Below are 13,123 nucleotides of genomic sequence, written 5' to 3' on the forward strand. Positions count from 1 at the left end.
CTAGTCTGGTCGGGAGTAAGGAGTCAATTTGCATTTTGCCCCTGACACCGAGGACGCGTTGGAGTTCGCCGTCGCGCTCGGGAACACGGTGCCCAGCGCATCCCGAACCGGCGAGGACGAACTCGCTGCCCCGGAGCAACTGGCCACGATGATCGCCGACCTGCGCTACTCCGGGCGCGTCGATCACGATCTCGCCGAACTACGCGATGTGCAGGAGACGCGCGAACGGATCCGCCGGGTATGGTCACTCGACCGGGACGACGCAGCCGTCGAGGTGAACGCGATGCTCCGGGAGGCCGGCGCCCTCCCCTACCTGCTCCGCCACGACGGGTTCGACTGGCACCTGCACGCGACGGCTCAGGATGCGCCGCTCGCCGAGCGCATCCGTGTCGAGGTGTCGATGGCGCTCGTCGACGTCATCCGCTCCTCCGAGACCGGACGTCTGCGCGTCTGCGAGGCCGACGACTGCACCGGGTTGCTGCTCGATCTCTCCCGCAACGGCTCGAAACGGTTCTGCAGTGTGCGCTGCGGCAACCGGATGAACATGATCGCGTTCCGCCGACGGGCGCAAAGTTAGACCGGCGGTTCCCACAGCTCGATCGGCAGGCCCTCCGGGTCGTGGATGCGAGCGAAGTGCCCGTAGTCGGCCGTGTCCCATTCGGGACGGCGCTCCACGGCGATGCCCGACGCTTGCAGCTTCGCGGCGAGCGCGTCCAGCTCGGTGACCCGGAGATTCAGCATGAACGACTGGTCAGCCGCGAAATAGTCACTGTCGGAAGGGAAGGGGGCGAACACCGTCATGCCCGCCTCCTGCTGCCAGATGTGATCGTGGCCGGCTTCGATGCCCAGATGCTCGCGGTACCAAGCGGCCCGCGCCTCCGGATCGCGACTGCGTACGAAGAGCCCGCCGATTCCCGTGACGCCCATTGCCTGCCTCCCTGCTCTCAGAAACCGCACGACCTGGCTGACAGTCTAGAGTTCGGGGACACGCACGATGAGGCTCCCCGGGTCGACCCACGTTCGGATCGAGGTGGCCGTGCCGAAGCTGTCGCCGTCGAGTTCGACCGCTTCGGGGCGACTGAGCTTCAGCACGAGTTCCCTGCCTCGCAGATAGTTCAGCGCACGCACCTCCTTGGTGAGGCCCATGAGCTTGCGGCCGGCGGTCGTGCGCCGCAGCACGCCGTTCTCCCAGAACACCTTCACGACGATCTGCACCCAGCCGAAGAAGCCCTCGGGACGCAACACGACCACGTCGAACTCCCCATCGTCGACGGAGGCCTCGGGGAGCAGCAGGATGTTCGCGGGCAGCGATCCGCAATTGCCGATCATGATCGTGTGCGCGCGCACCGAGTGCTGTGCGCCACCGTCGAGCTGGTACCGGATGTGCAACTCGTTCTTGTCGCGGAGCGCCGCGCCGATCGCCTTCACGTAGGCGAGCCAGCCCGCCTTGGCCTTGAGCTCGTCGTCGGTGTTGGCGAGCATCTTCGCGTCGAGGCCGAGTCCGGCCATCACGAGGTAGGCGGCCCGACGGGTCTTCGCCGCGCCGTTGCGCGTCTCGATCACGCCCATGTCGATCGGCCGGTCGGTGCCGGTGAACGCGGTGGTGATCGAGTGCTCGGCGTCGTCGAGGGTGAGATCCAGATTGCGGGCGAGCAGGTTGCCGGTTCCCGAGGGGAGCAGGGCCAACGGGATGCCCGACCCGCGCAGCGTCTCGGCCACCGCCCGCACCGTGCCATCGCCGCCCGCAGCGATGACGAGGTCGATCCCCTGGTCGACGGCGCTCCTCGCCTGGCTGCCGCCCGGCTCCTCTTCGGTGGTCTCGAGCCAGAGCGTCTCGGACCACCCGTGCGCGTCCTCTGCCGACGCCACCAGCGTTTTCAGCCGGTCGACGTCCGCCTTGATCGGGTTGTAGATGAGCGCAGCACGGTTCATGGTCCTCTTTCACACGTCGTCGGACTGCACACGCTACGCAGGGGTCGCCCGTTCGGGCAACGGGTTGACTCAGCGCTGACGCTTTGCGCGGCGACGCTCGCGCCACGTCATGGAGGCCTGCTCCTCGGCTTCGCGCCGGCGCGCGTCCTCTCTCGCCTGCTGCCTTTCGGCGCGGCGTGCCCGCCAGTTCTGCAGCTCCTGCTCGACATCGCGCGTGGGTGTCACGACCGGCGGACCACCCTGAAGCTGCCGTCGCGCGTGGATGACACGGCTGTTGAAGTCTTCGAGCATCTCACGCACGCGTTGCTCGGTGCCCATCGCATCGAGACGGCCGTCGAGCTCGGCGTCTTCGGTGCGCAGAGTGAGGGCGGGTGGGCCGAGGCCCGTGAGACGCTCGCGCTCGATCTTGCGCCGGATCCACCAATCCGGATCGTTCGGCCGGCCGAGGTCGAGCGGCTTTCCGGCGCCCGGCAGGTTGTCGAATTCGCCGCGACGGATGGCCTGCTGGATCGTGATCTCGACGTACTGGGCCCGCGCCTCCATCGTGCTCTGGCCGGCGTTGTCGGTTTCGGGCTCTTCCGGAGGTTTCTCGCCCTGCTCCTCGGTCAGCTTGTCGACGAGGTAGCGGGCGGCGTTCACCTTGGAATCGCCCTGCTCTTTCCGCCCAGCCACGCCATCAAGCCTAATTTCCTCGGCGCGCGTCTGTCGAGAAGGCCCTCCCGGCAAGGGGTGCGAGCGTCACGAAGCCGTGGTGGCTTCGGCCTCCTCGGTGAGCACGAGCCCGGCGGCGCGGCCGGCCGAGACGATCATCGACTCGATCCAGTCGCGGTTGATGGAGATGGCCCGGGAGCCGCTGTAGTAGAAGTGGATCGGCACGCCGTTGTCGATCCAGATCGCGTGGCGGCCGCTGCCGCGCTCGACGGGAACCTGCCAGGACAGGAAGAAGTTCTCGCCACGGCGCAGCTTGGTGCTGATCGCGATCTGCAGATGAGTCAGCACGCGGTCGTCGAGTTCGAAGTTCTCACCGTCGTAAGAGAGAGTGCCCACATCAGCCTTTCGGGAGCGCCATCGGGAGTGACGGCCTGGATGCAGGATACCCGCAGTCGGCGGGGTACGTTTATCCCATGATCGTCAACCGACTCACCGTGGATGGCAAGGACTACTTCCTCCCGGAGCCCGTGACCGAGTTGCGCGAGAAGATCCTCGAAGCCGTGAAAGCCGGCGGGGGTTACGTGAACATCCCGCCGCTGCGTGGTGGCCCGGGCATCGACATCCTCTTCTCGCCGGGGATGCCCGTCGCGTGGACTCAGATCGACGTCGGCGGCGAGGGCGAGTCGACCGCAGCCCCCGCAGCCCCCGACTTCGACGGACTCGACAACCTCTGAGCGATCCACCGCTCGAAGTCGTCTTCGGACACGGGCTCGGCGATGAAGTATCCCTGCGCGCGATCGCAGCCCAGAGCGCGCAGCCGCGTCAGCTGTTCGGGCGTCTCGACGCCCTCGCCGACCGTGCGCATCCCGCGTTCGTGTGCAAAGACGATGGCGGCCTCGACGACGCGGTCCCCGCCCTCGGCCTCGACGAGACGGCGGTCGAGCTTCAACTCGGTGGCGTGGAGCTCGACAGCGCGGCCGGCCGACGAGTGTCCCGTACCGAAGTCGTCGATCGAGATGACGATGCCCAGCTCCCTGAGGGCGTCCAGCCGGGCCGCCACGGTCGCAGGGTCGTCGATCTCGGTCGCCTCGGTGACCTCCAGCGTCAGGCGGCGCGGATCGACCCCCGACTCCTCGATCTCGTCGCGAAGAGCGTCGTAGAAGGACGTGGTCGCGAGTTGTGACGGCGCGACGTTGACCGCGACGTCCAGGTCGGTCCCCCGCTTCTGCCAGCTCGCCCCGAACCGGCAGCACGCGCGGATCATCAGCCGTCCGAGCTGATGGATGGCGTCCGACATCTCCGCGAGCGGGATGAACACCGCGGGCGGCACCTGGCCGAGCTCCGGATGCCGCCACCGGCTCAGGAACTCGACACCCACCACGGCGCCCGTCGCGACGGCGATCTGGGGCTGCACGACGGGGACGATCTCGTGCCGCCGGACTGCCTGCAGCAGATCGGCGGCAAGTTGCTCTCGTGCACCAGTCATGGGTTCGATGGTGCTCGGAACCCGCATCGGGGTCAACGGGGCTTGAACCTTCCCGTTCCGGGTGTATACACCCGGAGGCCTCGCCGTCTCTATCCCTCCCGCCGGATCGCCGGATCGGAGATAATCGATCAGCCGGCCCCGGGCGCTTGCCCACCCCCGTCCTAGGAGCCTTCATGAGTCTTGCCCCCCTCGACAAGGTCGACGTTCTGCGCCGCAACAACGTGCGCGTCAGCGGCGACGCCGATGCACGGCCGGTCGTCTTCGCCCACGGCTTCGGCTGCAGCCAGGAGATGTGGCGCATGGTCGTGCCGCACTTCGAATCCGATTTTCGGGTCATTTTGTTCGACCACGTCGGTGCAGGCGGCTCGGATCCGGCTGCGTACGACGCGGGCCGGTACGACTCCCTGCACGGGTACGCGAGCGATGTCATCGAGATCTTCGAAGAACTCGGGCTCGAGGACGCGGTCTTCGTGGGCCACTCCGTCAGCTCGATGATCGGCGTGCTCGCGGCCGCCCGCCGCCCCGACCTGTTCGGCGCACTCGTCCTCGTCGGTCCCTCGCCGCGCTACCTCGACGACGACGGCTACAGCGGCGGCTTCACGCAGGCGGACATCGACGGGCTCCTCGACGCACTCGACGCGAACTACCTGGGCTGGTCGGAGGCCATGGCGCCGCAGATCATGGGCAATCCGGCAGTACCCGAACTCGGCGAGGAGCTCACCGCGAGCTTCTGCCGCATCGACCCGGTGATCGCGAGCCAGTTCGCCAGGGTGACGTTCCTCTCCGACAACCGCCGCGACCTCGCGAAGGTCATGACACCGACCCTCGTGCTCCAGTGCTCCGAAGACATCATCGCGCCCGAGGGCGTCGGCCGGTACGTGCACGAGAACATCGACGGCAGCGACTTCGTGCAGCTCTCCGCGACGGGACACTGCCCCAACCTGTCGGCGCCGGATGAACTGGCCGCGACGATCCTCGACTACCTGCGATGAGCCGAGACCACGAACGGCTCTACGAAGAAGCGCCGTGCGGCCTCGTCTCGACCGCGCCCGACGGCCGGATCAGTCGCGTCAACGGCACCTTCGTCGCCTGGACCGGCATCGCCCGCGACGAGCTGATCGGCCGGCAGTTCGTGACTCTGCTCGACCCGGGCAGCCGGATCTTCTACGAGACGCGCTACCTGCCCACCCTCGAACTGAACGGCGCCGTGCACGAGATCGCGCTGACCCTTCTCCGGGCCGACGACGAACCGCTCGCGGCCCTCATCAACTCGACCACCGTTCGCAACGCCGACGGCGAGGCGATCGGCACGGATAGCGCGGTGTTCGACTCGACCCGCCGCCAGGACTACGAACGTCAACTTCTCGCAGCCCGGCGCGCGGCCGAAGCGTCGGAGGCCCGCACGCGTTCGCTTCAGGCCGCATCCGCCGCGTTCGTGGGGTGCGAGACCCCGGAAGCGCTCGCCCAAGCGCTCGCCGACAGCGTGAAGGGCGCGTTCTCGGCGAGCGAGGTCGCCGTGCACCTCGTGACCGACGGCGCGCTGCACCTGAGCGGCGGATCGCAGCCGTTCGAGGTGTGGGATGCGCTGGCCGGCGTCCGGCTGCGCGACACGGTGGTTCGTGTCACGGTGAGCGACCCGACCGCATCCGAGCGCGTGATCGCCGCCCTCGACGCATCCCGGATCGAAGAGCTCACGCTGGTGCCGCTGCTGGAGGGCGACCGGGTGATCGGTTCCGTGACCAGCTTCTTCGGTCGAACGCGGGAGCCCGACCCGGCCGCGGCAGAGTTGCAGTACGCGCTGGCCCGGCAGGCGTCGCAGGTGCTCCGGCGCATCCGGTTGCAGAACGAGCTGGAGGCGATCGCCCTCTACGACCCGCTCACCGGGCTGGCGAACCGTGCGCTCCTTCGCACCAGGCTCACCACCGCACTCGGCGAGGCGGCATCCCTTCGGCAGCCGATCTCCGTCCTCTTCGTCGACCTGGACGGCTTCAAGGAGATCAACGACGAGTTCGACCACACGGTCGGGGATGCGGTGCTCCAGGAGGTGTCGCACCGCCTGAGCGAGTCCGTGCGCCAGGACGACCTGGTCGGCCGTTTCGGCGGCGACGAGTTCCTCATCGTCTGCGCGAACACCGACGGGACTGCCGCGACTGCGGTGGCGGAGCGCATCCGGGAGGCCGTCAAAGCGCCCATGACCGGGATCGCGGCCGGCGTGCTCACGGCGAGCATCGGCGTCGCCGTCCACCTGCCCGACGACGCTGTTCCACCGACGCCGAGCGATGTCGTCCGCATCGCCGACGCCGCCATGTACGAGGCGAAGGACTCCGGCAAAGACAAGGTGCGCCTCGCGAGCGTCTGACCGGCTCGTCGCCACGCCGGGTGCGGTGCCCGCGAGCGGATCGGCAGTGTCAACCCCTCGCGTTCCGGGCCGGGCTCTCGTAGGTTCGTCACGTGCCCGCCAGTACCTACCGACTGCAGATCTCCGCAGAGTTCACCTTGCAGGATGCTGCACGCACGCTCCCGTACCTCCACCGTCTCGGCGTCGACTGGGTCTACCTCTCGCCGCTGCTCGAGGCCGAGCCGGGGTCGGCGCACGGCTACGACGTCATCGACCACTCGCGCGTCGATCCCGCGCGCGGAGGCCCCGAGGGTCTCGCCGACCTGACCGGCGCCGCACGGGGGCTCGGGATGGGCGTGCTCGTCGACATCGTGCCGAACCATGTCGGTGTCGCCACCCCCAAGGTCAACGCCTGGTGGTGGGATGTGCTCCGACTCGGAACCGACTCCCGCTTCGAGGGCTTCTTCGACATCGACTGGGCAGCGGGTGGCGGACGTGTGCTCCTTCCCGTGCTGGGAGACCAACCCGACGAACTGGATGCTCTCGTCGCCGTCGACGGTGAGCTCCACTACTACGACCACCACTTCCCGATCGCCGAAGGCACGGGCGAGGGAACCCCGCGCGAGGTGCATGATCGCCAGCACTACGAGCTCGTCTCGTGGCGTCGCGCCGACCACGACCTCAACTACAGGCGGTTCTTCGCCGTCAGCAGCCTGGCCGCCATCCGGGTGGAGCGGCGCCGGGTCTTCGACGCCTCGCACGCCGAGATCGCCCGCTGGATGAGCCAGGGACTCGTCGACGGGCTGCGCGTCGACCACCCCGACGGCCTGAAGGACCCGGGCGCCTACCTGATCCGGCTGCACGAGCTGGCGGGTGACCGGCCGATCTGGGTCGAGAAGATCCTCGAAGGCGACGAACGGATGCCCGCCGAGTGGCCAGTCGCCGGAACCACCGGGTACGACGCGCTCGCCGTGCTCGACCGGGTGTTCGTCGACCCGGCCGGCGAGTCGTCGCTGACGCAGCTCGCGCGGGAACTCGACACGAACGACGAAACAGACCACTGGCCCGAGCTGGTGCGGCGGCGCAAGCGGGCGGTGGCCGACGGCATCCTGAACTCCGAGATCCGACGGCTCGAACGCGAGCTGCAGCTCGACGGCTCGGCGGATGCGCTGGCCGAGCTGGCCGCCGCGATGCCGGTCTATCGCAGCTATCTGCCGTTCGGGCGCGAGTATCTGGAAGAGGCGTGCGCAGCGGCGATCGACCGACGGCCCGACCTGGGCGACACGCTGAGGGCCGTGGTCGAGCGACTCGCCGATCCCGCGCATCCGGCCGCCCAGAGGTTTCAGCAGACCTCGGGGATGATCATGGCGAAAGGCGTCGAGGACAACGCCTTCTACCGCTACACGCGGCTGACCAGCCTGACCGAGGTGGGTGCCGACCCGAGCGAGTTCGCGGTCACGCCCGCGCGTTTCCACCAGGTGCAAGACGACCGGATGCGCCGGTCGCCGCAGAGCATGACCACTCTCACGACCCACGACACCAAGCGCAGCGAGGACACACGGGCCCGGATCTCCGCGCTGGCCGAGATCCCGGAACGGTGGAGGGCTTTCGTCACCGGGATGCGCGAGACGATCACCGTCGGGGACGGACCCCTGGAGAACCTGGTGTGGCAGGCGATCGTCGGCGCGTGGCCCGCATCGCGCGTGCGGCTCAACGAGTACGCGCTGAAAGCGGCGCGCGAAGCGGGCGACTCGACGGCCTGGACCGACGGCGACCAGCAGTTCGAACGCCGGCTCGTCGACCTCGTGGGAGCGGCCTTCGACGACCCCGACGTGCGCGAGCGGGTCGAGGCGATGGTCGCCGAGGTCGAGCCGGCGGGGTGGTCCAACGGCGTCGGCGCCAAGCTGCTGCAGCTCCTGTCTCCCGGCACGCCCGACGTGTACCAGGGCACCGAACTCTGGGACCGGTCGCTCGTCGACCCCGACAACCGCCGGCCGGTCGATTTCGCCGCAGCGGCGGCTGTGCTCGGGAGGATCGACGACGGCTGGCAGCCGCAGCTGGACGCATCCGGTGCGGCCAAGCCGCTCGTCGTCTCCCGGGCGCTTCGTCTGCGGCGCGATCGACCTGGGCTCTTCACGGGCTACACGCCCGTCACGGCGACCGGTGCACGGGCCGACCACCTCATCGGCTTCGACCGCGGCGGAGCCGTCGCGCTGGCGACCCGGCTCCCCCTCGGGCTGGCTGCGGCGGGCGGCTGGGGCGACACCAGTGTCGACGTCGGCGGGCGCGGGATGCGCGACGAACTGACCGGCCGCGTGTTCGACGGCGGCCCCATCCCCGTCGCCGCCCTCTTCGAGACCTACCCGGTCGCCCTGCTGGTGGCGCGATGAACCGCCGCTTCCCCGTGTGGGCACCGAATGCGTCGCGGGTCACGCTGGTGACCTCCGACCGGCGGACCGAGCGGCGCGAGATCGAGCTCGACCGGGCGGCCGACGGCTGGTGGGCGCTTGCCGCGCCCCTCGATTCGACGGCACCGGTCGACTACGGCTTTCTCGTGGACGGCGACGGACCGTATCCGGACCCCCGCTCGTTGCGCCAACCACGCGGCGTGCACGAGCTGAGCCGCGAATACGACCCGACCGCATTCGAATGGACGGATCAGAACTGGGCGGGACGCGAGGTGACCGGCTCCGTCATCTACGAGCTGCACGTCGGCACCTTCACACCCGAGGGCACGCTCGACTCGGCGATCGCGCGGCTCGACCAGCTGGTACGCCTCGGGGTGGATGCGGTCGAGCCGTTGCCCGTCAACGCCTTCAACGGCGAGCACGGCTGGGGTTACGACGGCGTGCTGTGGTTCGCCGTGCACGAGCCGTACGGCGGCCCGGCCGCTTACCAGCGATTCGTCGACGCCTGCCATGCCCGCGGTCTCGCGGTGATCCAGGATGTGGTCTACAACCACCTCGGCCCGAGCGGCAACTACCTGCCGAAGTACGGTCCGTACCTGAGCGACCTCGCGGCGGGTCCCTGGGGCGAGGCGCTCAATCTCGACGGCCCGCTCTCGGACGAGGTTCGCCGCTACATCGTCGACAACGCGGTGTTCTGGCTCCGCGATATGCACGTCGACGGACTGCGCCTGGATGCGGTGCACGCCCTGCACGACAGTCGCGCCGTGCACATCCTCGAGGAGCTCGCGGAGAGTGTCGACGCTCTGAGCGATGCCGTCGGCCGGCCGCTCACGCTCATCGCGGAGAGCGACCTCAACGACCCGAAGCTCATCCGGTCGCGCGCCACGCACGGCTACGGCCTCGCCGGCCAGTGGGACGACGACGTGCACCACGCGGTGCACGTCAACGTGACCGGCGAGACCACCGGCTACTACGCCGACTTCGAGGGCCTGTCGTCGCTGGTGAAGGTGTTCGACCGCGGCTGGTTCCACGACGGAACGTTCTCGAGCTTCCGCGAGCGCCACCACGGACGGCCGCTCGACCCCGGAACTCCGTTCCGGCGGCTGGTCGCGTTCGCGCAGGACCACGATCAGATCGGCAACCGGGCCGCCGGCGACCGCATGTCCGCGCTCGTCGGCGACGGATCCCTGGCCGCAGCGGCCGCGATCATCCTGCTCGGACCGTTCACGCCGATGCTCTTCATGGGTGAGGAGTGGGGTGCGACGACACCCTGGCAGTTCTTCACCTCGCATCCGGAGAAGGAGCTCGGCGAGGCGACAGCGCGGGGCCGCATCGCCGAGTTCGCGAGGATGGGCTGGGATCCGGATGCGGTTCCCGACCCGCAGGATCCGGCCACCTTCGAGCGCTCCCACCTCGACTGGACGGAGCCGGAGCGACCGGGCAATGCGCGCATCCTCGACTTCTACACGCAGCTGATCGCCGTGCGCCGGGAGGTCGATGCGGACGCCCGGGCGGTCGAGGTGTCCGCGGATGCCCGGAGCCGGGTCTTCCGGTTCAGCCGCGGGGGTCTCCACGTGGTCGCCGCGCTCGGTGAGGGGACGCACGTGGTGCCTGCCGGCGGCGAACTCGTACTGGCGTTCGGCGCGACCCTCGAGGGCGACTCACTGCGACTCGACGGACCCGGAGCGGCCGTCCTGCGCTGAGGCCACCGACGATCGCGATATCGACGGATGACCCCACTGTCAACCGCTAGAGGGAGAATGGGGAGCTCGGTAGGTTGGCGAAGCGGTGCATCAGGGGAAACAAGAGGGGAACGAGCAGTGGGAACCACAGGACGTGTCCGGGTCGCACTCGAGGGAGCCCGCCTCGGCCGGTCGGCCGGGGTGGGGCGGTCGCCGGCCCAGGAGCCCACGGCCCGGCTGCTGGCACCGTGCTGAGCGAGTGGGCTTCGTCCCAGCCGTACCCCCTCGGCGTTTCCCTGGTCGAAGGCGGCGCGAACGTCGCCATCTACTCCGAGCGCGCCGACAGAGTCTTCGTGAGCGTCTTCGCTGACGACGGAACCGAGACCCGCACCGAACTCATCAACCGCACAGGGCACGTCTTCCACGGGCTGGTCGAGGACATGGTGCCCGGTACACGCTACGGCCTCCGGGTCGACGGGCCCTGGGACCCGGCAGCCGGTCTCCGCTTCAATGTGAACAAGGTGCTGCTCGACCCGCACGCGACAGCGATCGGCGGCGAGTACGACTGGGGACAGGCGGTCTTCGGACACGACCTCGGAGATCCGGATGCGCTCGACGACACCGACGGCGCCGGTCACGTCATGCTCGGCGTCGTCACCGATCCGAACTCGTTCGACTGGGGCGACGACCGTCCGCCTCGCACCCGCCTCTCCGAGACCGTCGTGTACGAGACCCACGTCAAGGGCTTCACCAAGCTGATGCCCGGAGTGCCCGAGGAGCTGCGGGGCACGTATGCCGGGCTCGCGCATCCGGCCGCCATCGACTACTTGACGTCGCTCGGTGTCACAGCGGTCGAGCTCATGCCGGTACACCAGTTCGCACAGGATGCGCACCTCGAAGAGAAGGGGCTGCGCAACTACTGGGGCTACAACACGCTCGGCTTCTTCGCACCACACAACGAGTACTCCGCCTCCGGCGACCGTGGATCTCAGGTCGACGAGTTCAAGGGTCTCGTCAAGGCGCTGCACGCAGCCGGCATCGAGGTCATCCTCGACGTCGTCTACAACCACACCGCTGAAGGGAACGACCAGGGGCCGACCCTCAGTTTCAAAGGAATCGACAACGAGTCGTACTATCGGCTCGTCGAGAACGACCTCGCACACTACTTCGACACGACCGGAACCGGGAACAGCGTCAATGTGAGCCACCCGGCAGCGCTCGGGCTGATCATGGACTCGCTGCGGTACTGGGTGACCGAGATGCACGTGGACGGGTTCCGCTTCGACCTGGCGACGACCCTCACTCGGCAGGGCGGCGACGCGAGCATCCACAGCGCGTTCCTCACGCTCATCCAGCAGGACCCGACGCTCGGGCCGATCAAGATGATCGCCGAGCCCTGGGACACGGCGGGCTACCAGGTGGGTGGCTTCCCCGCCGACTGGTCGGAGTGGAACGGCAAGTTCCGCGACGATGTGCGCGACTTCTGGCGAGGCACCGAGGGGATGCTCGGCACGGTCTCGCAGCGCATCCTCGGCAGCCCGGATGTGTACGAGGAGTCCCGGCGGTCACCGCTGTCGAGCGTGAACTTCGTCACCGCCCACGACGGGTTCACCCTGGCCGACCTCACCAGCTACGACGAGAAGCACAACGAGGCGAACGGCGAGGACAACGCCGACGGCGAATCCGACAACCGGTCGAGCAACAACGGGCTGGAGGGGCCGACCGACGACCCGGTGATCTTCGCGCGACGCATCCGGCAGCGCAAGAACTTCCTCGCGACCGTGCTGCTCTCGGCGGGCGTGCCGATGATCCTGGGAGGCGACGAGATCTGCCGCACCCAGCGGGGCAACAACAATGCCTACGCCCAGGACAACGAGATCTCGTGGTTCGACTGGGCGCACGCGGACCAGGAGCTGCACGACTTCACGCAGACCCTCATCCGGCTGCGTCTCGCCGAACCCGCGCTTCGACCCGACTGGTACCGGCACTCACCGGAGGTGGGCGGACCGGGCACGGTGCGCATCCTGAGGACGGACGGCCAGGAGTTCATCGACGAGGACTGGGACGAACCCGACGCGAAGGCCATCGCGTTCGTGCTCATGTTCGAAGGCTCGGCCGCGTTCGCCTTCCTGTTGAACGCTGCCGACAACGGTGTCGACTTCGAGCTGCCGGATGCGCCGCACACCGACTGGACGCTCGAACTGTCGAGCGACCCCGGGCTCGAGATCGTGGACCCGTCCACGCTGACGCTCGCGCCGTCGTCGTTCGCTCTGCTGCGATCGGGTCTCTGACCTACGGCTTACGATTCGCGCCCGACGGCGGGCTCGCCGACGAACTGATGGGACTCGGAGGCGAGCTCGGGCCAGTCCTCCGGGTCGCCGATCCTGACCCACGCGCCCTTCGGCGCGACCACGGGGTCGCTGGCGGGTGCGGCGATCCCCCGTTCGACGAGGTCGGCCGCTCGACCCTGCGGGAGGTCGACGACCAGGTCGCCGTCGTCGAGGAACGCGAAGAGCTTGCCGTGCACGTGGAGGCCGCGGCTGGTCAGCGCGACGTCGTCGTCGGGATCCTCGAGGAGCTGGGTGGTGAGGATGTCGAAGGACTGAGCGGGATCATCTGTCACGCT

At 68.7% G+C, this 13,123-nt stretch carries 13 protein-coding genes; 7 read left to right on the forward strand and 6 right to left on the reverse strand.

From position 1 onward, the window contains the following. Window positions 1-28: 28 nt before the first annotated feature. On the forward strand, window positions 29-577 hold the full coding sequence (locus ACFVV0_RS00725) for a CGNR zinc finger domain-containing protein (RefSeq protein ID WP_387057063.1): 549 nt from the start codon (window positions 29-31) through the stop codon (window positions 575-577). On the opposite strand, the gene ACFVV0_RS00730 is transcribed toward ACFVV0_RS00725, so the two are convergent. The 4 genes from ACFVV0_RS00730 to ACFVV0_RS00745 all read right to left on the reverse strand — a co-directional run bounded on the left by ACFVV0_RS00730 (window position 574) and on the right by ACFVV0_RS00745 (window position 2,979). Continuing rightward, window positions 574-927, reverse strand: coding sequence for a VOC family protein (locus tag ACFVV0_RS00730; protein ID WP_387057065.1), 354 nt, complete (start codon window positions 925-927; stop codon window positions 574-576). The two genes, ACFVV0_RS00725 and ACFVV0_RS00730, sit on opposite strands and share 4 nt — an antisense overlap. 45 nt (window positions 928-972) lie before the next feature. Next, on the reverse strand, window positions 973-1,932 hold the full coding sequence (locus tag ACFVV0_RS00735; RefSeq protein ID WP_387057067.1) for a diacylglycerol/lipid kinase family protein: 960 nt from the start codon (window positions 1,930-1,932) through the stop codon (window positions 973-975). 69 nt (window positions 1,933-2,001) lie between these two features. Next, window positions 2,002-2,604: a DUF1992 domain-containing protein gene (locus ACFVV0_RS00740; protein ID WP_387057069.1), complete on the reverse strand. Its 603-nt coding sequence runs from the start codon at window positions 2,602-2,604 to the stop codon at window positions 2,002-2,004. A gap of 66 nt (window positions 2,605-2,670) precedes the next feature. Beyond that, the gene (locus ACFVV0_RS00745; RefSeq protein ID WP_387057071.1) at window positions 2,671-2,979 is read right to left on the reverse strand and encodes a hypothetical protein; all 309 of its coding nucleotides are present in this window, start codon (window positions 2,977-2,979) and stop codon (window positions 2,671-2,673) included. Between the two features lie 77 nt (window positions 2,980-3,056). On the opposite strand from ACFVV0_RS00745, the gene ACFVV0_RS00750 reads away from it, so the two are divergent. Further along, entirely contained in the window at window positions 3,057-3,317 is a 261-nt protein-coding gene (locus ACFVV0_RS00750) for a hypothetical protein (protein WP_387057073.1), read from the forward strand. On the opposite strand, the gene ACFVV0_RS00755 is transcribed toward ACFVV0_RS00750, so the two are convergent. Beyond that, window positions 3,239-4,069: an EAL domain-containing protein gene (locus ACFVV0_RS00755; RefSeq protein WP_387057075.1), complete on the reverse strand. Its 831-nt coding sequence runs from the start codon at window positions 4,067-4,069 to the stop codon at window positions 3,239-3,241. The genes ACFVV0_RS00750 and ACFVV0_RS00755 overlap by 79 nt on opposite strands. Before the next feature lie 173 nt (window positions 4,070-4,242). On the opposite strand from ACFVV0_RS00755, the gene ACFVV0_RS00760 reads away from it, so the two are divergent. From ACFVV0_RS00760 to glgX, 5 genes are all read left to right on the forward strand, one after another. Further along, window positions 4,243-5,061, forward strand: a complete 819-nt coding sequence (locus ACFVV0_RS00760; protein ID WP_387057077.1) for an alpha/beta fold hydrolase — start codon at window positions 4,243-4,245, stop codon at window positions 5,059-5,061. Then, window positions 5,058-6,428: a diguanylate cyclase gene (locus ACFVV0_RS00765; protein ID WP_387057079.1), complete on the forward strand. Its 1,371-nt coding sequence runs from the start codon at window positions 5,058-5,060 to the stop codon at window positions 6,426-6,428. Before ACFVV0_RS00760 ends, ACFVV0_RS00765 begins: the two co-directional genes overlap by 4 nt. Window positions 6,429-6,520: 92 nt before the next feature. Further along, complete coding sequence (gene treY / locus ACFVV0_RS00770; RefSeq protein WP_387057081.1) at window positions 6,521-8,797, forward strand: malto-oligosyltrehalose synthase; 2,277 nt, start codon at window positions 6,521-6,523, stop codon at window positions 8,795-8,797. Beyond that, entirely contained in the window at window positions 8,794-10,518 is a 1,725-nt protein-coding gene (treZ, locus tag ACFVV0_RS00775) for a malto-oligosyltrehalose trehalohydrolase (RefSeq protein ID WP_387057083.1), read from the forward strand. The genes treY and treZ overlap by 4 nt, the downstream gene beginning before the upstream one ends. Window positions 10,519-10,745: 227 nt before the next feature. Next, window positions 10,746-12,788 (forward strand): glycogen debranching protein GlgX, encoded by a 2,043-nt coding sequence (gene glgX / locus ACFVV0_RS00780; protein ID WP_387057085.1) that lies wholly within the window; start codon window positions 10,746-10,748, stop codon window positions 12,786-12,788. A gap of 8 nt (window positions 12,789-12,796) precedes the next feature. On the opposite strand, the gene ACFVV0_RS00785 is transcribed toward glgX, so the two are convergent. Next, window positions 12,797-13,120 carry a hypothetical protein gene (locus ACFVV0_RS00785; RefSeq protein ID WP_387057087.1) on the reverse strand — a complete coding sequence of 108 codons (324 nt, stop codon included), beginning with the start codon at window positions 13,118-13,120 and terminating at the stop codon, window positions 12,797-12,799. Between the last annotated feature and the right edge of the window lie 3 nt (window positions 13,121-13,123).

It is taken from the genome of Leifsonia sp. NPDC058230 (genome assembly GCF_042882245.1).
GTDB lineage: Bacteria > Actinomycetota > Actinomycetes > Actinomycetales > Microbacteriaceae > Leifsonia.

Excerpts from the sequence above, each read along its gene's own strand:
- ACFVV0_RS00730 (WP_387057065.1), bottom strand. The coding sequence starts at position 927 with ATGGGCGTCACGGGAATCGGCGGGCTCTTCGTACGCAGTCGCGATCCG.
- ACFVV0_RS00735 (WP_387057067.1), bottom strand. The coding sequence starts at position 1,932 with ATGAACCGTGCTGCGCTCATCTACAACCCGATCAAGGCGGACGTCGAC.
- ACFVV0_RS00750 (WP_387057073.1), top strand. The coding sequence starts at position 3,057 with ATGATCGTCAACCGACTCACCGTGGATGGCAAGGACTACTTCCTCCCG.
- ACFVV0_RS00755 (WP_387057075.1), bottom strand. The coding sequence starts at position 4,069 with ATGACTGGTGCACGAGAGCAACTTGCCGCCGATCTGCTGCAGGCAGTC.
- ACFVV0_RS00760 (WP_387057077.1), top strand. The coding sequence starts at position 4,243 with ATGAGTCTTGCCCCCCTCGACAAGGTCGACGTTCTGCGCCGCAACAAC.
- ACFVV0_RS00765 (WP_387057079.1), top strand. The coding sequence starts at position 5,058 with ATGAGCCGAGACCACGAACGGCTCTACGAAGAAGCGCCGTGCGGCCTC.
- treZ (WP_387057083.1), top strand. The coding sequence starts at position 8,794 with ATGAACCGCCGCTTCCCCGTGTGGGCACCGAATGCGTCGCGGGTCACG.